The sequence below is a fragment of the Serratia sp. JSRIV002 genome, assembly GCF_019968725.1.
Taxonomy (GTDB): domain Bacteria; phylum Pseudomonadota; class Gammaproteobacteria; order Enterobacterales; family Enterobacteriaceae; genus Chania; species Chania fonticola_B.
The window spans coordinates 36,477-60,388 of sequence record NZ_CP074143.1 but is presented as its reverse complement, the minus strand read 5'-3'; the positions used below and the strand labels follow the sequence as shown (position 1 = coordinate 60,388).

Genomic DNA, 23,912 nt, shown 5'->3' with positions numbered 1-23,912 from the left:
TCGCGTTACGCGTCTTGACGTAACGGTAGCAACTCGCTTGCCGGTTTGCCAGATGTCTAATCCGAAAGTCGCTGCGGACCCCTCATGCCCCCTCTCGCTAGGGAGAGGGGGCTGCAAAAGTGATGGAGTTGAGTTGAGCAATTACCGTGGCAAGGGTCGAATAAAAAAACCCAACTGTCATTATTCCCCAGGGAACAGGAACGGGTTGATACTGCTGCGCGCAAAGCCTTCCTCTTCCATCTTGGCATCGAGGATAAGCGAAGCCAGATCGTCGGCCACCGCCTCGACCTTCGGGTCCTTCTCCTGATAGAGGATCTTCAGGTAGGTGCCGCAATCGCCACAGCTTTCCGCTTTCACCGCCGCCTGCTCACTTTCCAGTGACCAGTAGTTGAGATCGCCGGTTTGCTCGCAGTTGCTGCATTTCACCCGCACCACGTGCCATTCGCTCTCGCACAGGTTGCAGTGCAGATAGCGCAGGCCGTTCACGGTACCAAGATGCACCACGCTGGAAACCGGGATACTGCCGCAAACCGGGCAGAACTGGCGATGCTCGCCGTACTCGGCCCGGGCCTTGCCAGGGATCTGGCTGGCCATCTGCGCCCAGTACAACGACAGCGCTGCCCAAAGGAACGGGGCTTTGTCGCTGCCTACTTTGGCAAACTCGCCTTTCAGCAGGGCGCTGGCCAACAGCTCCAGCTCATGGGACGAGGATTTCTCCAGGTTATCCAACACCGCCAGCACGTGTTCCGGTGCCTGCGGGCGCAGTTCTGCGATCAGCGATGCCAGCAGCTTGTGCCAATGTTCGCTGCGCGGATAAACGCTGATGTCCAACGGCGGCTTGCCGCTGGCGGCACTCTGGGTCAGCGTTTCGCCGAGATCCAGCTCCAGCGGATTATCGTGGCAGGCGTTGTGCTGCGCCTGTGCAATGCTGGCAGCAAAATTGAGGTAATCACCCAGCGGATGGTCTGCGGCCAGTTGCTGCAGACGTTCGGCTCGGCGGGTATAAAGGCTCTTCAAGTTGGCGAAAAGTAACGGCGGAATAGTTTCCGCCGTTGAAGACTTTTCACGCTGTGCCCCTAACTGCTCTTTAGGAACGATGCGGATACTCATCTGGGTTTGTCTTCCTGTTGTTTCTCGCGGACCTCACGGTACCAGCGCGGGTGATGCTTCTTGGCCCAGGCAGCCGGCACCCAACCTTCCACCATCGCGGTAATGGTGCCTTTTACCCACAACGCGGCGTAAATGTGCACCATAATCACGATGATCAACCCCACCGCTGCCAACGAATGCACCACCAACGCGATGCGGATCAGCGGAATGGAGAAGGAGGGGGCAAAGTATGGCCGCCAGATAACGATACCACTGGCCAGCAACAGCACCAGACTGATAATCGCCGCCCAGAATACGCACTTCTGACCGAAATTATAACGCCCAGTGTCACCCACTTCCTCATTCATGGCGATTTTGTGGATGTTTTTCGCCCAGACGATATCTTCCCGGTTGATCAGGTTGTGCTTCCAGTAGCGCAGGAACATCAGCAGGAACGCAACGAACATCAACACCCCGGTGAAGGGGTGAAGGATGCGTGCCAGCTGTGGCGTACCAAAGATATTCATCAGCCAGTTAAAGGACGGGAACAGGAACCCCAGCCCGCTGATGGCGGCAAAAATAAAGCAGAACGCCACAATCCAGTGGTTAATCCGCTCCGGCGCGCTGTAGCGCTGAATTGGCTTTTCCTTCCTCATTTGCGCGTCTCCTCATCATGATGCTCATCCTTCGGATCCTGCTCTTCCTCTTCTTCAACGCGGTTTGGCCCCACGCCAACGTAGTGGAAGATACTGGCCGCGAAGGTGGCAGCAAACCCGATGGCAGCCAACGGTTTCCAGACCCCTTTCCAGAAGGTCACCGCCGGGCTGATGGTCGGGTTATCCGGTAAACCGTGATACAGCTGCGGTTTATCGGCGTGATGCAGTACGTACATCACGTGGGTGCCGCCCACGCCTGCCGGATCGTACAGACCGGCATTCTGGTAGCCACGGGTTTTCAGTTCATCGACACGTTCCGCCGCGACGTTTTTCATCGCTTCTTTGGTGCCGAAGTGGATCGCCCCGGTCGGACAGGTTTTCACACAGGCCGGTTCCTGGCCAACGCCAACACGATCGACGCACAGGGTACATTTGTACACCCGGTTGTCTTCCGCATTCATGCGTGGCACGTCGAACGGGCAACCGGCGATGCAGTAGCCACAGCCGATACAGTGTTCGGACTGGAAATCGACGATGCCGTTGGCGTACTGGATGATGGCCCCTTCCGATGGGCACGCCTTCAGGCAGCCCGGATCGGCGCAGTGCATGCAGCCATCCTTGCGGATCAGCCACTCCAGCTTACCGTGCTCCTCAACTTCCGAGAAGCGCATCACCGTCCACGATTTGGCGGTCAGATCGGCGGGGTTATCGTAAACCCCGACGTTGTGCCCCACTTCATCGCGGATATCGTTCCATTCAGAACAGGCTACCTGGCAGGCTTTGCAGCCGATACAGGTAGTGACATCGATCAGCTTGGCCACTTCTTCCTGGTGATCGCGCGCGCGCGGTGCCGGGGTGAAGCCATTGGTGGCGGATTTACGAATGATGTCTTGAGATTGCATTGCCATAATTCGTCTCCGTTACACCTTTTCCACGTTAACCAGGAACGCCTTGAACTCTGGCGTTTGCGTATTGGCGTCGCCGACAAACGGCGTCAGCGTGTTGGCGATAAAGCCTTTCTTCGCTACCCCTTCGTAACCCCAGTGGATCGGGATGCCGATGGTGTCCACGTCCTGGCCATTTACCTGCAGAGTCCGAATACGTTTGGTCACCACCGCCTTGGCCTTGATATAGCCGCGGTTGGAGCTGACTTTGACCGTATCGCCCTGCTTGATGCCTTTTTTCTCAGCCAGTTTTTCACCTATCTCGACAAACTGCTCCGGCTGGAGGATCGCATTGAGCAACGCATGTTTGGTCCAGTAGTGGAAATGCTCGGTCAGACGATAGGTCGTGCCGACATACGGGAACTTGTCGGATTTGCCCATCGCAGCCAGATCGTCTTTGAACACGCGTGCCGCCGGGTTGGACACCACGTTCGGGTGCAACGGGTTGGTGCCGAGCGGCGTTTCAAACGGCTCGTAGTGTTCAGGGAACGGTCCTTCCGCCATTTTGTCGATGGCAAACAGGCGGCCCATGCCTTCCGGCTGCATGATAAACGGCCCAACGTCACTGCCCGGTGCGGCGGCGCTGTAGTCCGGGATATCCACCCCGCCCCACTTGGCACCATCCCATTCCAACAACTGGCGTTTGGCATCCCACGGTTTACCCGCTGGATCCGCAGATGCACGGTTATACAGGATGCGGCGGTTCAACGGCCATGCCCAGGCCCAGCCCAGCGTGTTGCCAAGGCCAGAAGGATCGGCGTTATCACGGCGCGCCATCTGGTTGCCCGCTGGCGTCCAACTGCCTGCGAAGATCCAACAGCCACTTGCCGTGGTGCCGTCATCACGCAGGTGCGCGAAGGTACTGAGCAGTTCGCCTTTCTTCACCAACACTTTGCCGTCTGGATCGAGAACATCCGCCAGCGCCCGGCCATTGCTCTCCATCGCCACTTCTTCTGGCTTCGGATTTTCCGGGGTCAGGTAATCCCAGGACATGTTCAGCAACGGCTCAGGGACCGCACCGCCGTCACGGGTGTACATTTCGCGCAGGCGCATCAGCAGCCCCGCCAGAATTTCACCGTCGTTCAGCGCTTCCCCTGGGGCATCGGCCCCTTTCCAGTGCCATTGCAGCCAGCGGCCAGAGTTAACGATCGAGCCGTTCTCTTCGGCAAAGCAGGTGGATGGCAAGCGGAACACTTCGGTCTGGATTTTCGATGGATCAACGTCGTTAAACTCATCGTGGTTCTGCCAGAAGTTGGAAGTTTCGGTGTTCAGCGGATCGATGGTCACCAGGAACTTCAGCTTGGCCAGTGAGGCCACCACTTTGTTCTTGTTCGGGAACGACGCAACCGGGTTAAAGCCCTGGCAGATATAGCCATTCACTTTCCCCTGCGACATCATCTCGAAATACTGCAGCACGTCGTAGCCTTTGTCCCACTTCGGCAACCAGTCAAAGCCCCAGCTGTTATCTTTCTGCGCTTTGTCGCCGTAGAAGCTCTTCATCATGCTGACGAAGAATTTCGGGTAGTTGCTCCAGTAGTTGACCTGGCCCGGCAGCAGCGCCTTCGGCGTGTTGGCTTTCAGGTAGGTTTCCAGATCGGCCTGCTTCTCGGAAGGTAGCGTCATGTAGCCCGGCAGGCTTTGTGACAGCAGACCCAAATCGGTCAGACCCTGGATATTGGAGTGACCACGCAGGGCGTTCACGCCACCACCTGCCATGCCCATATTGCCAAGCAGCAGTTGGATCATCGCCATGGTGCGGATGTTCTGCGCACCGACCGAGTGCTGTGTCCAGCCCAGGGCGTAGAGGAACGAGGCCGTCTTGTCGTTGGCGCTGGTTTCAGCGATATATTCGCACACCTTGATGAAATCTTCGGTTGGCGTGCCGCAGATGTTGGTTACCACCTCTGGCGTATAACGGCTGATGTGTTTTTTCAGCAGGTTCCACACGCAGTTCGGATCCTGTAGCGTTGTATCACGCTTGGCGAAGCCGTTCTCGTCGAGCTGGTAGTTCCAGGTGGTTTTATCGTATTTGCGATTTTCCGCGTCGTAGCCGCTGAACAGGCCGTCGTCGAAAGTGAAGTCTTCCCGCACCAGCAGGCTGGCGTTGGTGTAGGCGTCCACGTATTCGCGGTTAATCTTGTTATTGGTGATCAGGTACAGCAAGACGCCCGACAGGAAAGCAATGTCGGTACCTGAACGGATAGGCGTGTAGAAATCCGCCACGGATGCAGTACGGGTAAAGCGCGGATCGATGACGATCAGCTTGGCTTTATTATGAATTTTGGCTTCCATCGCCCAGCGGAATCCCACTGGATGCGCTTCTGCCGCATTCCCACCCATGACAATAATTAAGTCGGCGTTCTTGATATCAACCCAGTGGTTGGTCATCGCACCGCGACCAAATGTTGGAGCAAGACTTGCTACCGTTGGTCCGTGTCAGACACGCGCCTGGTTGTCTACGGCAAGCATGCCGAGAGCGCGACTAAATTTTTGGGTCAGCATACCGGTTTCGTTGCTGGAGGCCGAAGCACACAGCATCCCGGTGGAGAGCCAACGGTTTACCGTTACGCCAGCGGCGTTGGTGGCTTCGAAGTTGGCATCGCGGTCTTCTTTCATCAGTTTGGCGATGCGGGTGAAGGCGTCGTCCCAGCTGATGCGTTGCCACTTGTCTGAGCCTGGAGCGCGATATTCAGGGTATTGGAGACGGCTTTCGCTGTGGATGAAATCCACCAGACCTGCCCCTTTCGGGCACAGTGCACCACGGTTTACCGGATGGTCTGGATCCCCTTCGATATGGAAGATGCTCTCTTTGGCGTTTTTGGCGCCATCACCAAGGCTGTACATCAACAGCCCACAGCCGACGGAACAATACGTGCAGGTATTACGGGTTTCACGGGCGCGCAGCAACTTGTACTGCCGGGTTTCCGCCAACGCCACCGCCGGGCTAAAGCCCAGTGCAGCTACCGTGGTTCCTGCCATACCGCCAGCGCAGATCTTAAAGAACTGCCTTCTGCTGACCTGCATGGGGGGTCTCCTTTCTCTCTCGTGTTGTCACATTGTTTCAAATGACGCTTTCCCCCTCAAAGCGGGAAGCGCTAAAATCACTATTCTTATGTGGGTATTGGCCAAATGGGCCGCAACGGCGCCGCAATAATACCATAGCAGGCGTAGGGTTGTTACAAACAGGTGCCAGGAAAGTGAACAAAATTAACCAAGAGCAGCCCACAAATGTGAACGCGCTCACGGGCCTGATCCAGGCTCCGGTGTACCAGCGCGGGCAACTGACCACCAAAGAGCAAGATTGGCTCGCCGAAGAGGTGCCGGTCGCGCTGGTGTATAACGGTATTTCTCACGTGGTGATGATGTGTACGCCAAAGGATCTGGAGGCGTTCGCCCTCGGTTTTTCCCTTTCGGAAGGGATTATCGACTCACCACGGGATATCTTCAGTATAGAGGTTAATCCCACCTGCAACGGCATGGAAGTACAAATCGAGCTTTCCAGCCGCCGCTTTGCCGGGCTTAAGGAGCGCCGCCGGGCGATGGCGGGCCGCACAGGGTGCGGCGTTTGTGGCATCGAACAGTTGGCGGATATCTTCCGGCCGGTCACACCGCTGCCCTTTACCCAAACCTTCTCATTGGCCAATCTCGATCGCGCCCTTGACCAGCTGCGTCAGGTGCAGAACGTCGGCCAGTTGACGGGTTGTACCCACGCGGCAGGTTGGATCTCACCGCAGGGTGAACTGCTGGGCGGTTGCGAAGACGTTGGCCGCCATGTGGCGCTGGACAAAATGATCGGCATACGCGCCAAACAGGGCTGGCAGCAAGGGGCGATCCTGGTTTCCAGCCGGGCCAGCTATGAGATGGTGCAAAAATCCGCCATGTGCGGTGCCGAGATCCTGTTCGTGGTGTCTGCCGCCACCTCGCTGGCGGTGGAAATCGCCGAGCGCAGCAACCTGACATTGGTTGGTTTTAGCAAGCCAGGCCGGGCAACGGTGTTTACTCATCCGCAGCGTATTACCGATTAATCCCTAAACCACACAGTCTGTAGGGCATTGATAATCATTTTCAATATCATTTAATTAATTATAATGCATCATACTGCTTACGCGGTGCTCACATTTTGCGCCGCCCTACACTACTGGAGATGATGATCATGAGTTATTCACTGCCATCCCTACCTTATGCTTACGACGCACTAGAACCGCATTTCGACAAGCAGACGATGGAAATCCATCACACCAAACACCACCAGACCTACGTCAACAACGCCAACACCGTGCTGGAAGCTTACCCTGAGCTGGCTTCGCTGAGCGTAGAAGAGCTGATCCAGGATCTGGATAAAGTCCCTGCAGACAAGCGCACCTTTATGCGCAACAACGCAGGCGGCCACGCTAACCACAGCCTGTTCTGGAAAGGCCTGAAAACCGGCACCACGCTGGGTGGCGATCTGAAAGCCGCTATCGAGCGCGATTTCGGCAGCGTAGAGAAATTCCAGGAAGAGTTCGAGAAAGCCGCCGCCACCCGTTTCGGTTCTGGCTGGGCTTGGCTGGTGCTGAAAGGCGACAAGCTGGCCGTAGTCTCTACCGCTAACCAGGACAGCCCGCTGATGGGCGAAGCCGTCTCCGGCGCTTCAGGCTTGCCAATCGTTGGCCTGGACGTGTGGGAACACGCTTACTACCTGAAATTCCAGAACCGTCGCCCTGACTACATCAAGGCATTCTGGAACGTAGTGAACTGGGACGAAGCGGCCAAACGCTTCGCCGAAGCCAAGAAATAATTTGGCTTATCTCCGATGATGCCCGCTGATGCGGGCATTTTTTTGCCCATTTCCCGCTAAAGTTTAACCGCCCCTTGCCGATGCTTTGTTCAATTGACCAACGCCTAAAGAGGGATAAATCATGGCGGCATTGCAAGCTTTGGCAGGAAAAATCGTTCATCTCACCGTAGGTAAAAAGCTCGGACTCGGGTTCTCTCTAATGTTGATACTGGCGATCGTTATCGCTGGCACCGGGATAACCTACCTCAATCTTATCGAATCACGCAGCGACCGCATCGATTTCAGCTATCAGTTAACGGGCGAAATCAGTCAGGCTAAATACACCCGTGCCATGTTTAGCCAAAATTACAACACCGACTACCTTGAACGTAACCGCAAACATATCGAGAACGCGTTGCAACTGGCCAGCCACGCGCAAAACCTGAATTGGGATGCGCAAAGCCGCAAGGATCTGGAGCTGTTGGTGGTGTTGCTGGGTAACTATGAGCAACAACAGAAAATGTTTGCCAAAGCCGTGGTGGATAAAGGCGCGGTACGAGCCAGCTGGAACATGTCCGAAGTTCAGGACAGCCTGAGCCAGGTTGAACGTCAGTTGGGGGCTACCGATCTGCAACTGGCGTTTATCCAGTTGAACCAGAAGCTGACCCAGATCCGCTACTATGCCCGTGGCCTGGTGCTGCAACCCAATCGCGACTCCGAAATCCCATTGCTCAGCGCCATCGACGACGCCCGCAGCGCCGCCAACACGCTCAGCCAACGCCTGAACGAGTCACAGCGTCCGTTGCTCCAACCTCTGTTGACCGTGCTTGACGAGTATAAAGGCCACATCGCGGCCTACCTGCCCGCCGTTGAGAATGAGATCAAGATCAGTAAACAGCTCGGCGGTTACGCTGACGAGATCGGTACGCTGGTCAATAATTTCATGAAGGATGAGTTGACGCAGACCCATAACAATATCAATACCGCGCAATGGCAGATGGGGATCACCACGGCGATCGCCATTCTTGCTGGCCTGCTGATATCATGGCGTATCACATTGCAGATCACTCGCCCACTCAACAGCACCCTGGAACTGGCAGAACGCATTGCCAAGGGTGATCTACGCCAGGCACAAACCAGCACTCGCCGTGATGAACTGGGCCAGTTGCTTAACGCCGTCGCCGCCATGAGCCAGAACCTGCGCGATATGATTGAGAAAATCCAGATGGGGGTCAGCCAGGTCTCCACCGCCGCCGGAGAAATCGCTGCGGGCAATACCGACCTCTCTTCACGCACCGAACAACAGGCCGCCGCGGTGGAAGAAACCGCCGCCAGCATGGAGCAGCTCACCGCCACGGTGAAGCAAAATGCCGACAATGCCCATCACGCCAACCAGTTGGCGACCGATGCCTCACAAACCGCACAACAGGGCGGCAAACTGGTTAACAACGTCGTCAGCACCATGCGGGATATTTCCAACAGTTCGCAGCGGATCGCCGAAATTACCACCCTGATCAACGGCATTGCCTTCCAGACTAACATCCTGGCCCTGAACGCCGCCGTAGAGGCCGCCCGTGCGGGTGAGCAAGGGCGCGGTTTCTCGGTTGTCGCCAGCGAAGTCCGTAATCTGGCCCAGCGCAGCGCCCAGGCGGCGAAAGAAATCGAAGGGTTGATTACCGAGTCGGTCAACCGGGTACAGAGCGGTACCGCACTGGTGGAAGACACCGGCAACACCATGGAGCAAATCGTCCGTTCGGTCACCCACGTACGCGACATCATGGCTGAAATAGCCGCCGCCTCCGATGAACAGACCAGAGGCATCGCGCAGATTGGTCAGGCCATTGTGGAAATGGATCACACCACGCAGCAAAACGCCGCGCTGGTGGAAGAGTCTGCCGCCGCCGCCGATTCGCTGGAAGAGCAGGCTGAGATGCTGCTGCAAAGCGTCTCGGTATTCCGTCTGGCGGACAAGGCTGCGTCAGTGGAAGCGAAAACCACCCAGCTCAAATCACCGTCGATGGCTAAACCGAGCGCCAGCACCGAAGACAACTGGACAACCTTCTAACCCCTCCGCCCGCCCGGTGATTTCCGGGCGGGTTATTCTGTTCCTCCCCCTCGACTCAGGCTATGCTAGACGGCATTAACGAGCGTGAAAGGAGGCCAGCATGCACCACCCAGACGTCTATCTCGGTTCGATTCAACCTTATGAAGGTGGCCGCCCCAGCGCTATCGCCAAACACCTGGTGGAGGGGACGCTGAAGCTTACCCCATTGGGTCTGGCGGGCGATGAGCAGGCAGAAAAAAGCTACCACGGCGGGCCTGACCGCGCCCTTTGCCACTATCCGCGCGAACATTACGACCACTGGCGTGAACAGTTCCCCGCTCAGGCAGAACAGTTCTGCGCACCCGCCTTTGGTGAGAATATTTCGACCCTCGGCCTGACCGAGCATAACGTGTTTATGGGGGATATTTTCCGCTGGGGAGAAGCGCTGATCCAGGTAACCCAACCGCGCTCTCCGTGTTTCAAACTCAATTACCATTTCGCTATCGACGATATTTCGGTGCTGATGCAGCAAACCGGCCGCTGCGGCTGGCTGTACCGCGTGGTGGCGGCCGGATCGGTCAGTGGCGACCAACCGCTGGAACTGGTGATCCGCAATAGCGACGTTTCCGTCGCACAAGCGATCGGCATCGCCTGGCACATGCCGTTCGATGAAGAGCAATACCGTCGTTTACTGTCGGTCGCGGGGCTGTCGGCCAGCTGGAGCAAAACCATGCTGACGCGCATCACCAGCGGCAAAATCGAAGACCTCAACCGCCGTCTGCTTGGCCGTTAACCGGCGCCAGACAGAAGACATCCATCGAGTTGGATTAGGGAGTTGCGTTATGGCTACATCACCTCATTCCATTCATCACGCGGCTGCGGCTGGCTATCAGGCCAATGCGGATCGCTACGTTTTAGGTCGCCCGGATTATCCGGCGGAGATCGCCGATTGGCTGCGTGAGGTACTCGAGCTACAGCCCGGTAAGACCGTCATCGATCTGGGTGCAGGAACCGGCAAGTTCACTCCGCGCCTGCTGGAGGCCGGTGCCAACGTCATCGCCGTTGAACCGGTGGCGCAGATGCTGGAAAAGCTGGCGGCAACATTCCCTCAGGTGAAAACGCTGGCAGGTACCGCCGAATCACTCCCGCTGCCGGATGAGTCGGTGGATGCCGTGGTGTGTGCGCAATCCTTTCACTGGTTTGCCACACGCCAGGCGCTGGCGGAAATTCAGCGCGTGCTGAAACCCGGCGGCAAGCTTGGCCTGGTGTGGAATATGCGCGATGCGCGGGTTGGCTGGGTACGTAAGCTCAACCAGATAGTCGATCGCCACGAAGGGGATGCGCCGCGTTTTTATACCGGTGAATGGCGCAGGCTGTTCCCTTACCCGGGTTTTGCCCAGCTACAGGAGCAGGTGTTTATGCTGGGGCATTGTGGGGCGCCGGAAGATGTGATTTATAACCGTGTGCGATCCACCAGCTTTATCGCCGCGTTGCCGCAACAGCAGCAGGAACAGGTGATCGAACAGATCCGCCAACTGGTGGCAGAGGAAGAGGAACTCCGGGGAAAAGAAACGCTCACGGTGCCTTACCAGACCTGCGCGTTCTTTACGACCAAGGCCTGAGCATGCCCCTCACCCTAACCCTCTCCCACAGGGAGAGCAGCTGTGTTTAAAATCAACGGGTGATGATTAATTTGTCACCCATTTTTTATTATCCCGCAGCATCGCATTCAGGATGGTTAGCAGCTTTCTCACGCAGGCGGTCACCGCCACCTTGAACGGTTTTCCACGCCCTGTCAGGCGCTCGTAAAACTCCCGGATTGTCGGGTTGTACCGCACCGCTGACAAGGTCGCCATGTATAGCGCTGAACGCACCGCGCTTCGCCCTCCCCAGATACTTCGCTTCCCTTTCATTTTTCCACTGTCATGGGCATAGGGACACACGCCAACCAACGCGCTTATTTTGTGCCGATTCAGCCTCCCCAGCTCCGGCAACATCGCAAGAAGCACCGCCATCGTTGTCGGCCCGATACCTTTGACTTCCTCCAACAACGTCGCCTTTTCCCGCCACAGAGGCATCACTTTTATTTGCCTGTCGATATCGTCATCTGCATCCCGGATTTCAGCGGTCAGCCAGTCGATATGCCGCTTGATGCCCGCTGAGACCACCACGTCATCGCAGCTTTTATAGCGGTTTATCTCCATGGTCCTGTTATCGACCAGTTGGCGACGGCGGGTCACCATCCCGGCCAGACGCTGCGTCTGTTCATCCGGTGTGGGGCGGGCTTCGGGCTCCATTCTCCGGCCAAACTCGCAGATGATACGCGCATCATTCGGGTCGGTTTTGTACAGGGTCCCTAGCGCACGAGCGAAGTTTTTTACCTGGCGTGGATTGACCACGGCCACGGGTAACCCAGCCAACTCAAGCGTGGCGGCCAGCAACGAGTGATATCGGCCTGTCGCCTCCATCACGACAAGCTTGACGGTGATGGCAGAGAGCGAACTCAGCAACTGCTGATGGCCTTCCGGTGTGTTATCCAGATGCAGAAGCTGACGAGTTGGGTCGATGTATACGTCAAAAGTGTCTTTGGCAATGTCGATACCGACGGTTGCATGTTCAGTCATTTCAAGTCTCCCGGCCTTGTAAGATACGGGCTGGCTGATGCCGCCCTGGCAGCTGTTCGGGTTAACAGGAAAACTGACGCCACGCCATAAGCTCTCCCACGGGCTTGTTGTCCCAGAGGGGAATCGGGCTGTAGCGTCAGGTACAACTCGGTTAAAGTCTACCCGCCTTTGGGCGGGTAATTAAAGTACCTTAAACATACAAGGGGACCGATCGAGTTAGGCTGAAAGTATCGTGACTCTTCATCAGCACCAGCTGATTCACCTTGGTTGAGGGGGGCGATCGCGGTTGCTGAGATTACCACCGTTCTCTCAACAGAGCAGGGACTATCCGCTCCCAAGGAGAGGGGACCGATCGAGTTAGGCTGAAAGTATCGTGACACTTCATCAGCACCGGCTGGTTCACCTTGGTTGAGGGGGGCGATCGCGGTTGCTGAGATTACCACCGTTCTCTCAACAGAGCAGGGACTATCCGCTCCTAAGGAGAGGGGACCGATCGAGTTAGGCTGAAAGTATCGTGACTCTTCATCAGCACCAGCTGATTCACCTTGGTTGAGGGGGCGATCGCGGTTGCTGAGATTACCACCGTTCTCTCAACAGAGCAGGGGCTATCCGCTCCCAAGGAGAGGGGACCGATCGAATTCGTTAATTGCTTTGCGTAATACCTTGCCTTTCTTGTTCTGCCCCCCTACTTTCCGAAGTTACGCGGACTAACTACGCACTCGGGACAGCTCCCTCTCCCTGTGGGAGAGGGTTGGGGTGAGGGGTAATCAGAACGCTTTTTTGGCGTAGCCGGTAACCACTTTCAGGCCCATCTCACGGCCAAGTGCGGTCATTGGGTGTACCACGATCAGGCCACGAACGCTTTTCTTCAGCGTGCCCATATCCGCCTGCTCTTTCTTGGTGATCTCGCGGCTGAACGGCAGCTGGCTCAACTTCTGCGCTTCCGCACTCAGTTTTTCCACGCGCACGTTTTTCAGGCGCTCAATCTCGGTCTTTAGCTTCTCTTTTTCTTTGAGATGTTGCGCAATCAGGTCGGTGTTACCCTGCTGGATCACCACGGTGTCTTTGTGGTTCAGTGCGTCCAGCAAATCGCTCAGGCGCTTAATCTCGGCTTTTTCTTTCTCTTTCATCGTCTCTGGCCTGTTTTGTTCTATGGCGTAAAAAATATTTCGCTAGTGTAGCAAAATGCACGGCAGGTTACTCCTCACCTTGCGCAATTCCCGCAGGCAGGCCGCTCATCTCGCAGGCTTTTGCCCCCACCCGCGCCAGCGCCTGGGTATAACGGGCGTTAAAGGGATAGCAGCAGGAGAGCCGCAGCCCATTATGATAACGCCCACTGGGAGAATATAGCGTACCGGGCGTCAGGCAGATCTGCTCATCCAGCAACTGATGGAATAGCGCCACCGTGTCCACCCCTGCTGGGAACTCCACCCAGAACACAAACCCACCGGCAGGCTGAGTCGCTCTTGTCCCGCGCGGGAAATGGCGGGCAATCAGCGCTCTAGCCTCTTCCACCTGCGCCGCATAGCGTTTGCGCAAATTACGCAGATGATGATCGTATCCCCCCGCCTCCAGGAACATGGCCAGCGTTTCCGACAGCAAGTGCGACTCCGACATCGAAGACACCGCCTTCAGCTTACGCAGCGCATCACTGAACCGGCCACCAACCACCCAACCGATGCGGAAATCCGGTGCCAGCGTTTTGGTAAAGCTGGAGCAAAACAGCACCCAGCCGTCGCTATCGAACGCCTTCACCGCCGGGCTGAGCGCACTGCCAAATTGTAGCTCAGCATACAGCCCATCTTCGATCAGTGGCACTTGATGATCGTTCATCAGGCGTGCCAGCCGTTTTTTCGACGCCAGCGGCATGGTACAGCCCAGTGGATTCTGTATCGTCGGCATAGCGATGACCGCATTCAGCCGTTTCTCCTGCAACAGCAACTCCAGCGCATCCAGCGACAGGCCATGCTGCGGGTCGGTGGGGATCTCCAACGCTTTCAGCCCCAGGCTGGCGAGCAACGGCAACAGGTAAAAATAGGTCGGCGACTCCAACCCCACGCAGTCGCCGGGCTTGGTGGTCACCCTGAGCGCCAGCTGCAAGGCTTCCATACAACCGTGCGTCAGCGTGATGTCACTCGGCTCCAGCAACATGCCCAACGTCATCGAACGCCGGGCGATCTGCTGGCGCAACCGCAGGCTGCCCGGCGGCAAAGCGTATTGGCCAATCAGATTCGGCTGGCGGCGTAACTGTGATGACAACATCCTCCCCAGCTTGCCACCGGGATAAAAATCCACGGTTTGCGGACAGGCGAGCGACAAATTGGTGAAGGCCGGGTTCTGTTGGGCGGCAAAAACCGTATCGATCAGGGCCAGCACATCATCCGCTGGCTGTTCAACCCGGTTGCTGGGTGCCGACGCCGTTTTCAACGCAGGCAAGGTCGCCCGCACGTAAAACCCAGACTGTGGCCGCGCCTCGATCAGCCCCCGGTCTTCCAACTGGCGATAGGCTGCCACCACGGTATTGATGCTGACGCTGTGGCTCTGTGCGCAACGGCGCACCGAAGGCAGGCGGCTACCGGGCGGTAAAGTGCCACGATGGATAGCCGCCGCCAATGTCTCCGCCAGTTGCAGGTAGCGGGTTTCGGGGATTTCGTCGAGCAGGGTCACAATTTCTCTCCAGGCAATGGGTACAGTTTGAAATTAGCGAAACTGTAACCATGACAATAGCTGATTTCTGGTTCTGTCACCATCACCCCACAGCCCTTATGCTGGTGATCACTCCCAATCATGTATGGAAAACCTTATGCTGGACTCTGCTTTTATCAGTTACGTGACCGTGATGTCGATTACCCCTGGCCCCAATAACCTGCTGCTGGCTTCGTCCGGCGTCAATTTCGGCCTGCGGCGTACCTTACCGATGATGTTTGGTATCAGTCTGGGCTGTGCGACACAGTTAGCCCTCACCACGCTATTGCTGGCGTTGATCCTTAACTGGGCCGATACCATCCGCTTTCCGCTGGCGGTAATGGGCTGTGCGTACCTGTTGTGGCTATCGTGGAAACTGTATAAGGCGGCTTCGCCGGATGCTAAACAGCAGGCGCGGCCAATGCGCTTTATCGGCGGAGCCTTGTTCCAGGCGGTGAACCCGAAAGCCTGGCTGATGGCCATCAACGTGGCGATCCTGTTCACTCCCCATGAAGGGGCGACGCTGCATCAAACGCTGTTAACCATCGCAGGCTTCACCGCGGTGAATGTTCCCTGCATCTTGATCTGGGCGTTGATGGGCGATCGGCTGCGCCACGCTCTGCGTGTGACCTGGAAACTGCGGTTATTTAACGGCGTGATGGCGGGCTTGATGGCAACAACCGCATTATGGCTGCTGTTTGACGAGTGGCGTGCGCTGATGGCTTAAGGCTTTTGAGCACCGAGCGGGGAGAGCCGGGAGGGCTGCTTGGCGCCAATTTTCGCCAGCAGCTCGGTGATCGACAGCACCATGGTGGAACGCACCATCTGCTGGTAACGCTGGTGTTGCATGGCGATCAGCGATTCATCCGCCTCGCCGGGCTGTAGAAACGTGGGGACCGGCGGCAACGCGCTGACGCAATGGAGCTCACCGAAGGGGCCGAGTATCTCATCATCAATAAAGCGATATTCCGAACCGTCGTGGTTCAGCTCTTCACGCATCGCCATCAGCAGTTCGGCATCTTCGTATTCATGGCGGGAAATCACCCCCAGCCCGTACATCAGCTTCAGACGAACCGAAAGTTCACCGAGCGGCCCGGCACCGGACAACAGAGGTTCTACGGCATATTTCACCGCGTAGTCATCTTTACGGAAAACCTGTACCACCAGGACGTTAAGCGCTTCTGCCAACAGCTCGACCGCTGCGATCAGAAAACTGCGCACCGTCTTGCCAGCGTTCAGCTTTTCCAGAACCTTGTTTTCGAATGCCTGTGTCTCGATCATCTTCGCTTTTCGAATCGCATGGGTGGTGTGGTCATTCGAGCCCCTCCCATTAACCACAGGAAGTGAGCCCGAATGGGGGGCAAAGACGCCTTGCCCCCTCACCCTACCCCTTATCCGTGGGGAAAGGGAATGAGTTTGCTTACACTGGTTTGATATCACAGCGTTTACTGCAAGGCGTTATACACAGCAACCGCCTCTTCCACAACCTTGCTGTCGGCCGGTAAACCGGAAATTTGCGCCAGCGCGGCTTTTGGACCCAATTTTGTCAGCAAGTCTACCAGTTCTTGTGCCTGTGGGTCCTGCTCGCTGCGGTAGCTCATGGCGGCGGCAATCCCCTTGATCAGGTTGGCGTGCGGCAAGCCGTATTCCAACGTGCCCAACAGCGGCTTGATCAGGCGATCGCCTGCGCTCAGTTTGCGCAACGGCTGACGGCCTACGCGCTCAACGTCATCGTGCAGATACGGATTTTCGAAGCGGGACAGGATTTTGTTGATATAGGCGGCATGCTTGTCGGCGTCAAAACCGTAGCGCTTGATCAGCACCGCACCGCTCTCTTCCATCGCCCCTTTGACCACCTGGCGGATGACCGGATCGAGGATTGCATCACGAATAGTCAACAGCTTGGCGCGTTGGCCCAGGTAGGCAGTGATCGCATGGCCGGTATTGAGGGTAAACAGCTTACGCTCCACAAACGCCATCAGGTTGTCAGTCAGTTCCATACCGGCGATGGCTGGCGGTTGCCCTTTGAATTGGGTCTGATCGACAATCCACTCGCTAAAGGTTTCCACCGTCACTTCCAGCGGATCGTTGCTGCCCGCTTCTGCTGGGGGCACGATACGGTCTACGGCGGAATCGACAAAGCCGATATGCTGCTCAACCCAGGCCTGTTCATCCTGCGGCAGTGCGTCGAACACGTGCTGTTTGAGCTGGCTGGTGCCGCGTACCATGTTTTCACAGGCGATGATATTCAGCGGTTGATTATTGCCTTGCTGATGGCGCAGGATCAGGCCTTTGGCGATAGTCCCGGCAATTCTGGCGAGGATCTGCGGGCCAACGGCGGTCGTGACAATATCGGCCTGGGCTATCAAGGCCACCGCCTCTTCGCTACCGCTGTTAACGGCACTGACGTTGTTCACCTCTTCAACGCGCGCCTGCTCACCCACCACATGTACCTGGTAGCTTTTGCGTTGGTTCAACGCGTCCAGCACCGTCTGGTTAACGTCAGCAAAAGTCAGTTCGGCGTGCGCGTCGGCAAGCAGTTTGCCAATAAAGCCACGGCCAATATTGCCGGCTCCGAAGTGTAATGCTTTCATATTCCACCCTTTCTTAATGTAGAAAGGTGCAGCAAGCTGCACCCTTTAAAATAATTCTGCTATCAGGCCTTCTTGCCGCCCAGCAACTCCAACACTTCCTGGACGCTGGTGGTATTCGCCAGCCGCTCGATGACGGTTTCATCATCCAACGCATTGGTCAGGCTGGTGATCACCTGGATATGCTCGTTATTACGTGCCGCGATACCGATAACCAGGCGTGCCACCTCATCCTCTTCGTCACCGAAACGTACGCCCTGCGGATACTGGCAGAACACCACGCCGGTACGCAGCACGCGGTCTTTGGCTTCGATGGTGCCATGCGGCACGGCAATGGATTCGCCCAGATAGGTAGAGGTCAGCTTTTCACGCTCCAACATGGCTGGAACATATTCTGGCTCGACGTAGCCTCCCTTCACCAGTTGCTCACCAGCAAAACGAATCGCCTGCTCTTTATCAATGGCCTGCAAACCGAGGAACACGTTGTTTTCACCCAGTTTGAACAGGTTCTGTTCGCTGGCGTCAAAGCTGTCATCCAGGGTAGAGATAACCTTCTGCTCGGTTTCGCTGGTCTTGTTAGCAGCCACCAGGCGAGCGGTCAAATCACTGTACAGATGGCTGTCCAGGAAGTTGGTCAGCGAGATGTGCTGAGCCTGCGGCGCATGGCGCATCGCACGCTCGGTCAAATCGCGGTGAGTGATCACCAGATCCACATCTTCCGGCAGGCTGTTGATCGCACTATTGGTTACCGAGATATTCTTCAGCCCCGCGTCCGCCACTTTCTTGCGCAGCACGCCAGCACCCATGGCGCTGGAACCCATACCCGCATCGCAAGCCACGATGATTTTACGCACGGTGCTCAGATCGCCGTCTACCGCTGCGTTTACCGCGGCACCGCCTTTAGACTGGGCTTTCATGTCCTGAATACGGCGGGTCGCCTCTTCCAGATCGTCTTCCTCTTTCACTTTTGAGGTTTTCAACAGGAAAGATGAGACCACGAAGGAGACCAGGAACGCCGCAAATACCGCCGCCAGGTTAGCGAAGTAGGCGCCTTTTGGCGTCATCGCCAACACCGCCAGGATAGAGCCTGGGGAGGCAGGGGATACCAGGCCACCGTTCAACAAGGTCAGGGTGAATACGCCGGTCATACCGCCCAGAATAACCGCCAGGATCAGGCGTGGATTCATCAGCACGTATGGGAAGTAAATTTCGTGGATACCCCCCAGGAAGTGGATGATCGCCGCACCGCCAGCAGACTGCTTGGCACTACCACGGCCGAAGAACATATAGGCCATCAGCACACCCAAACCTGGGCCTGGGTTGGCTTCGATCAGGAAGAAGATTGATTTACCGGTTTCCGTCGCCTGCTGGATACCCAGCGGAGAGAAGATGCCGTGGTTGATGGCGTTGTTCAGGAACAGGATTTTCGCCGGTTCAACGAAGATCGAGGTCAATGGCAGCAGGTTGTTGACCACCATGATATGCACGCCAGCCGCCAACACTTTAGACAGCGCTTCGACCAATGGCCCGATACCCATAAAGGCCAGGATCGCCAACAGCATACCAATGATGCCAGCGGAGAAGTTGTTGACCAACATCTCGAAGCCGCTCTTGATCTTGCCGTCGACCCAACGGTCAAAATGCTTGATCGCCCAGCCGCCCAGCGGCCCAACAATCATGGCGCCGAGGAACATCGGCATATCTGCACCGACGATCACACCCATGGTGGTGATGGCACCGACCACGCCGCCACGCTCGCCGCCCACCAGTTTACCGCCGGTATAACCGATCAGCAGTGGCAGCAGATAGGTGATCATTGGCCCAACCAGCTTGGCTAACGTCTCGTTTGGCAGCCAGCCGGTAGGAATGAATAGCGCAGTGATGATACCCCAGGCGATGAATGCGCCAATGTTGGGCATCACCATGTTACTCAGGAAACGGCCAAAGTTTTGCACTTTAACCTTGATGTCTGGTGAAAACATAAACACACCCCTATTGTTACGCGCTGACAATAAGAGCGCGCGATAATTGTTGTAACGTTCTAGCCCTGTTGATGCTGTTTGCGAAACGGACTCTACCACGCTCCTTTTACTACGCGAACTTCACGGAATTTTTGTGATCGCCATCACTAACATTGCCCCTACACCCCGGTGTATTTAGTGATACACATCACACTTATCCGGTGTAAAAAAAATACAACGAGAAGATATACCGGCTAAAAGCACCTAAAACGTGACCTTAATCACACTTTAAACCTTGATGTTTGTTTTTAAAATGTGACAAGAATCACAATTTATTTTACATCCGACCACCGGGCCGTGACCTGAAATGACATCTTCCCTGTGAGCATCCACACCGTCGGGAAATAACCATGGCGTGGATGAAAGAAAACTACATTAAGAGATGTGATGAATAAGTGAAGTGTAGTACAGAAAATACGTGGGGGAGGGAGGGGTAAGGAGTTGGAAAAAAGCGGAATAATGTATGTGGTACCAAACGCTGGCCCACATACATTGTTTAGAACGAAGGTTATTGCATTACCGCCAGCACGGTTTTCTGTGCGTTCAGCAAGTCCTGCTGCTTGGCCACCAGATTGGACATCATGGTGTTGTACTGCGTCGCCTGCTGCTGGGTGCGGAACTGCACGCCACCGTTGTTGAAGCTGACCTGATTGCCCTGGGCCTGCAGGAAATCCCCTACCTGTACCAGGTCTTGGACAAAACCGGCGGTGGTTGGGATCGCTGGCATCAGCGCATTGGCCGGTGCGGTAACGATCTTGTCATACGCCTGGTTGTACACCGCTTTCAGGTCGTCCGGCTGTTTCAGCGCCGCACGAGCGGTATCCGCCTGCGCCTTGGCAGTCTGGATCTGCTGGCCCAGCAGGTTTAACGCGCCGATCGACTGTTGCAAGCTATCGCGCTTGCTCATGTAGTCCTGCGCGGTGCGGATCTGATTAACCTGCTCCAGCGCCGGGGTCAGGCTGGCGTCCACCGACTTGGTCAACTGCTGGGAAAAGCCCACCAGAATGGCGTAATCGCTGGTATAAGCACCGAATTTCTGTTTCTGATCTTCGCTCAACGTCGGGATATGTACGCCACTGCGCATGACCGTATTCTGTAAGTAATCAACGAATGCCTTGCGCTGCTCCGGCTCTTTATCGCCGCAGGCGGTCAGTTGCATAACCACCAACAATGCCAACACCGGTGCCAGCCAACGCGCGAAACTTCTGCTCTGGATCCCTACAGCCATGTGACATAACTCCTGTTATAAACGTGTCTTTTATCGGATTCCATGCCGTCTGCCGCCCTCCGTGCGTCTACAAGAATAGATCAACTGCCAGCGATACGAAATGTGATTGTGCGAGGCTCGCAGAATAACTCACCGTTGCGCGGCCGCCATCAGAGAAGAAAAAGCGCCCGCAGGCGCTTTTTCTTGGGCTTTACACCATTATTGCAGTACGGAGATATCCGCGACCTGCAAGAACAACTCACGCAGCTTGCTCAGCAGAGTCAGGCGGTTCACGCGCACCGCTTCATCTTCTGCCATCACCATCACGCCGTCGAAGAACGCATCCACGGTTTCACGGAGTGCGGCCAGTTCTACCAGTGCTTCCTGGTAGCGGCCTTCGGCGAAGAACGGTTGCAGCTTATCGCGCAGCACCACCAAGTGGGTTGCCAACTTCAGTTCGGCCGGTTCTTTCAATACCGATGCGTGGACCTGGTCCAGCAGCGTATCGTTGGATTTAGCCAGGATATTGGAAACGCGCTTGTTGGCAGCCGCCAATGCCGCTGCTGCTTCCAGCGTACGGAAATGCGTCACCGCTTTTACCCGCGCATCGAAGTCTGCTGGCTTGGTTGGGCGACGAGCCAACACGGCCTGGATGGTATCCACCGCGTGACCTTCTTCCTGATACCAGGCGCGGAAACGGCCCAGCATAAAGTCGACAACCTCATCTACGACCTTGGCGTTGGTCAGCTTGTCACCATACAGGCGGACAGCCTCTTCGGTCAGGGTTTGCAGATCCAGCGGCAGGTTTTTCTCAACGATAATACGCAGTACGCCCAGCGCAGCACGGCGCAGTGCGAACGGGTCTTTATCGCCTTTTGGATGTTGCCCGATGCCGAAGATCCCGGCCAGGGTGTCCATTTTGTCGGCAATAGCCAACGAGCAGGCCACCAACGATTGCGGCAGCTCATCACCGGCAAAGCGTGGTTGATACTGTTCGTTCAACGCTACCGCCACGTCTTCGGCTTCACCGTCATGGCGCGCATAGTGCATGCCCATGACGCCTTGGGTGTCGGTGAATTCGAACACCATGTTGGTCATCAGATCGCACTTCGACAGCAGCCCCGCACGCGTGGCGTGGTTGACGTCAGCCCCGATCTGGCCAGCGATCCAGCCAGCCATGGCCTGAATACGGTCGGTCTTGGCGCGCAGGGTGCCCAGTTGCTGTTGGAACAGCACGGTTTCCAGACGCGGCAGGTTGTCTTCCAGGCGTTGCTTGCGGTCGGTATTGAAGAAGAATTCGGCATCCGCCAGACGTGGGCGCACCACTTTCTCGTTACCGGAGATAATTTGCTGCGGATCTTTCGATTCGATATTGGCGACGAAGATAAAGTTCGGCAGCAGTTTGCCCGCGGCGTCATACACCGGGAAATACTTCTGATCGCCCTTCATGGTGTACACCAACGCTTCCGCCGGCACCGCCAGGAATTTCTCTTCGAACTTGGCGGTCAGCACCACTGGCCATTCGACCAACGAGGTGACTTCTTCCAGCAGGCTCTCGCTCAGATCGGCTTTACCGCCAATCTGCTGTGCAGCCAACTCGGCATCACGCTTGATCAAGGATTTACGGGTTTGATAATCCGCCACCACTTTGCCGCGCTCCAACAGGATCTGCGGGTATTGATCGGCATTATCGATGGTGAATTCGGCTTCACCCATAAAGCGGTGGCCGCGAATAGTGCGGGCAGAGTCGATACCCAGCACGGTGCCAGGGATCAATTCTGCACCCAGCAGCAGGGTCACGGTATGCACAGGGCGGACGAACTGGGTTTCTTTATCACCCCAGCGCATCAGTTTCGGGATTGGCAGCTTGGACAGCGCGGTGCTCACCATACCGGCCAGCAGTTGCTGGGCAGATTGGCCAGGCACATGGGCGCGATACAGCAGCCATTCGCCTTTATCGGTCACCAGGCGCTCGGCCTGATCGACGGTAATACCGCAGCCACGCGCCCAACCTTCGGCCGCTTTGCTCGGTTTGCCTTCGGCATCGAACGCCTGGGCAATGGCTGGACCGCGTTTTTCAACTTCACGATCGGCCTGCGCAGCACTCAGATCCGCCACTTTCAACGCCAGGCGGCGCGGAGCGGCAAACCACTTCACTTCGCCATGTTCCAGGCCAGCGTTGTCCAGTTCAGCGGTAAAGTTGGCGGCAAAGGCTTCTGCCAGTGAGCGAAGAGCCTTCGGCGGCAGCTCTTCCGTGCCGATTTCCACCAGGAAAGTCTGTTGTGTCATAGCTGCCTCTACTTCTTGTTACACATTGGGAAGCCCAGCGCTTCGCGGGAAGCGTAGTAGGCCTCGGCAACGGCTTTGGTCAGCGTGCGAATACGCAGAATATAGCGCTGACGCTCGGTAACCGAGATCGCCTTGCGTGCATCCAACAGGTTGAAGGTATGAGCAGCCTTGAGGATACGTTCATAAGCCGGCAGCGGCAGCGGTTTCTCCAATGCCAGCAGCGTTTGTGCTTCCTTCTCGTACTGCTCGAAGCAGGAGAACAGGAAATCGACATCGGCGTATTCGAAGTTATAGGTGGACTGCTCCACTTCGTTCTGATGGAACACGTCGCCGTAGGTGGTAACGCCCAATGGGCCATTGCTCCAAACCAGATCGTAGACGCTGTCCACGCCCTGGATGTACATCGCCAGGCGTTCCAGACCGTAGGTAATCTCACCGGTGACCGGTTTGCACTCCAGACCACCAACCTGCTGGAAATAGGTAAACTGCGTGACTTCCATGCCGTTTAACCACACTTCCCAACCCAGACCCCAGGCACCGAGCGTCGGGTTTTCCCAGTTGTCTTCCACAAAGCGGATATCGTGGATGGTCGGATCCAGACCCAGTTCCTTCAAGGAACCCAGGTAGAGTTCCTGAATGTTTTCTGGCGATGGCTTAATCACCACCTGGAATTGGTAGTAATGCTGCAGGCGGTTCGGGTTTTCCCCGTAACGGCCGTCGGTTGGGCGACGAGACGGTTGCACATAGGCGGTGGCCATTGGCTCCGGGCCCAGTGCACGCAGGCAGGTCATCGGGTGGGATGTCCCCGCGCCAACTTCCATGTCCAGCGGTTGCACGATGGTGCAGCCCTGGCGCGCCCAATAGTCCTGTAGTGTCAGGATCAGACCCTGAAAGGTCTTGGTATCAAACTTTTGCATGTTGATTTCGCACGCGATACAAGTGGATTTAACAGAATGGGTCAGTATACCCGTTGACCGTAAGATATACAGCCAGAATCCCGCAGCAA

19 protein-coding genes are annotated in these 23,912 nt (G+C 56.4%); 6 read left to right on the top strand and 13 right to left on the bottom strand.

Going from position 1 to position 23,912, the window contains the following annotated elements; genetic code table 11:
• Window positions 1-180 precede the first annotated feature (180 nt).
• From fdhE to fdnG, 4 genes are read right to left on the bottom strand one after another with little or no spacing between them, the layout of a single operon-like run.
• Entirely contained in the window at window positions 181-1,110 is a 930-nt protein-coding gene (fdhE, locus tag KGP26_RS00240; protein ID WP_174333189.1) for a formate dehydrogenase accessory protein FdhE, read from the bottom strand.
• Window positions 1,107-1,745: a formate dehydrogenase cytochrome b556 subunit gene (gene fdoI, locus KGP26_RS00235; RefSeq protein ID WP_021181336.1), complete on the bottom strand. Its 639-nt coding sequence runs from the start codon at window positions 1,743-1,745 to the stop codon at window positions 1,107-1,109. Before fdoI ends, fdhE begins: the two co-directional genes overlap by 4 nt.
• Window positions 1,742-2,653, bottom strand: coding sequence for a formate dehydrogenase subunit beta (fdxH, locus tag KGP26_RS00230; protein WP_021807291.1), 912 nt, complete (start codon window positions 2,651-2,653; stop codon window positions 1,742-1,744). The genes fdoI and fdxH overlap by 4 nt, the downstream gene beginning before the upstream one ends.
• Before the next feature lie 12 nt (window positions 2,654-2,665).
• Window positions 2,666-5,713 (bottom strand): formate dehydrogenase-N subunit alpha, encoded by a 3,048-nt coding sequence (gene fdnG, locus KGP26_RS00225; protein WP_080661084.1) that lies wholly within the window; start codon window positions 5,711-5,713, stop codon window positions 2,666-2,668.
• 173 nt (window positions 5,714-5,886) lie between these two features.
• Between fdnG and fdhD the strand changes: the two genes are divergently transcribed.
• From fdhD to KGP26_RS00200, 5 genes are all read left to right on the top strand, one after another.
• Window positions 5,887-6,714: a formate dehydrogenase accessory sulfurtransferase FdhD gene (gene fdhD, locus KGP26_RS00220; protein ID WP_039996103.1), complete on the top strand. Its 828-nt coding sequence runs from the start codon at window positions 5,887-5,889 to the stop codon at window positions 6,712-6,714.
• A gap of 128 nt (window positions 6,715-6,842) precedes the next feature.
• On the top strand, window positions 6,843-7,466 hold the full coding sequence (sodA, locus tag KGP26_RS00215; RefSeq protein WP_024483271.1) for a superoxide dismutase [Mn]: 624 nt from the start codon (window positions 6,843-6,845) through the stop codon (window positions 7,464-7,466).
• A 121-nt stretch (window positions 7,467-7,587) separates the two neighbouring features.
• Entirely contained in the window at window positions 7,588-9,510 is a 1,923-nt protein-coding gene (locus tag KGP26_RS00210; RefSeq protein ID WP_223664869.1) for a methyl-accepting chemotaxis protein, read from the top strand.
• 100 nt (window positions 9,511-9,610) lie between these two features.
• On the top strand, window positions 9,611-10,282 hold the full coding sequence (gene yiiM / locus KGP26_RS00205) for a 6-hydroxyaminopurine reductase (RefSeq protein WP_223664868.1): 672 nt from the start codon (window positions 9,611-9,613) through the stop codon (window positions 10,280-10,282).
• A gap of 49 nt (window positions 10,283-10,331) precedes the next feature.
• Window positions 10,332-11,111 carry a class I SAM-dependent methyltransferase gene (locus KGP26_RS00200; protein WP_223664867.1) on the top strand — a complete coding sequence of 260 codons (780 nt, stop codon included), beginning with the start codon at window positions 10,332-10,334 and terminating at the stop codon, window positions 11,109-11,111.
• Window positions 11,112-11,177: 66 nt separating this feature from the next.
• Here the strand turns inward: KGP26_RS00200 and KGP26_RS00195 are convergent, their stop codons facing one another.
• The 3 genes from KGP26_RS00195 to KGP26_RS00185 form a co-directional block, all read right to left on the bottom strand.
• The gene (locus KGP26_RS00195) at window positions 11,178-12,113 is read right to left on the bottom strand and encodes an IS110 family transposase (protein ID WP_059199132.1); all 936 of its coding nucleotides are present in this window, start codon (window positions 12,111-12,113) and stop codon (window positions 11,178-11,180) included.
• A gap of 767 nt (window positions 12,114-12,880) precedes the next feature.
• Window positions 12,881-13,243 carry a YibL family ribosome-associated protein gene (locus KGP26_RS00190; protein WP_021181343.1) on the bottom strand — a complete coding sequence of 121 codons (363 nt, stop codon included), beginning with the start codon at window positions 13,241-13,243 and terminating at the stop codon, window positions 12,881-12,883.
• Window positions 13,244-13,310: 67 nt separating this feature from the next.
• A complete protein-coding gene (locus KGP26_RS00185) occupies window positions 13,311-14,780 on the bottom strand; it encodes a PLP-dependent aminotransferase family protein (RefSeq protein ID WP_115160317.1) in 1,470 nt (489 codons plus the stop codon).
• A gap of 136 nt (window positions 14,781-14,916) precedes the next feature.
• Here KGP26_RS00185 and KGP26_RS00180 point away from each other — a divergent pair, with 136 nt between their 5' ends.
• On the top strand, window positions 14,917-15,525 hold the full coding sequence (locus KGP26_RS00180; RefSeq protein WP_021181345.1) for a LysE family translocator: 609 nt from the start codon (window positions 14,917-14,919) through the stop codon (window positions 15,523-15,525).
• Here KGP26_RS00180 and KGP26_RS00175 read toward each other — a convergent pair.
• The 6 genes from KGP26_RS00175 to glyQ form a co-directional block, all read right to left on the bottom strand.
• A complete protein-coding gene (locus tag KGP26_RS00175) occupies window positions 15,522-16,079 on the bottom strand; it encodes an MltR family transcriptional regulator (protein ID WP_021181346.1) in 558 nt (185 codons plus the stop codon). The two genes, KGP26_RS00180 and KGP26_RS00175, sit on opposite strands and share 4 nt — an antisense overlap.
• A gap of 164 nt (window positions 16,080-16,243) precedes the next feature.
• A complete protein-coding gene (locus tag KGP26_RS00170) occupies window positions 16,244-17,392 on the bottom strand; it encodes a mannitol-1-phosphate 5-dehydrogenase (protein ID WP_179252561.1) in 1,149 nt (382 codons plus the stop codon).
• A 62-nt stretch (window positions 17,393-17,454) separates the two neighbouring features.
• Window positions 17,455-19,371 carry a PTS mannitol transporter subunit IICBA gene (locus KGP26_RS00165; protein WP_094982485.1) on the bottom strand — a complete coding sequence of 639 codons (1,917 nt, stop codon included), beginning with the start codon at window positions 19,369-19,371 and terminating at the stop codon, window positions 17,455-17,457.
• Between the two features lie 547 nt (window positions 19,372-19,918).
• Window positions 19,919-20,638, bottom strand: a complete 720-nt coding sequence (locus tag KGP26_RS00160; RefSeq protein WP_059199242.1) for a DUF3053 domain-containing protein — start codon at window positions 20,636-20,638, stop codon at window positions 19,919-19,921.
• A 198-nt stretch (window positions 20,639-20,836) separates the two neighbouring features.
• Window positions 20,837-22,906, bottom strand: coding sequence for a glycine--tRNA ligase subunit beta (gene glyS / locus KGP26_RS00155; RefSeq protein ID WP_059199243.1), 2,070 nt, complete (start codon window positions 22,904-22,906; stop codon window positions 20,837-20,839).
• Window positions 22,907-22,914: 8 nt separating this feature from the next.
• Window positions 22,915-23,823: a glycine--tRNA ligase subunit alpha gene (gene glyQ, locus KGP26_RS00150; protein WP_021181351.1), complete on the bottom strand. Its 909-nt coding sequence runs from the start codon at window positions 23,821-23,823 to the stop codon at window positions 22,915-22,917.
• Window positions 23,824-23,912 lie beyond the last annotated feature (89 nt).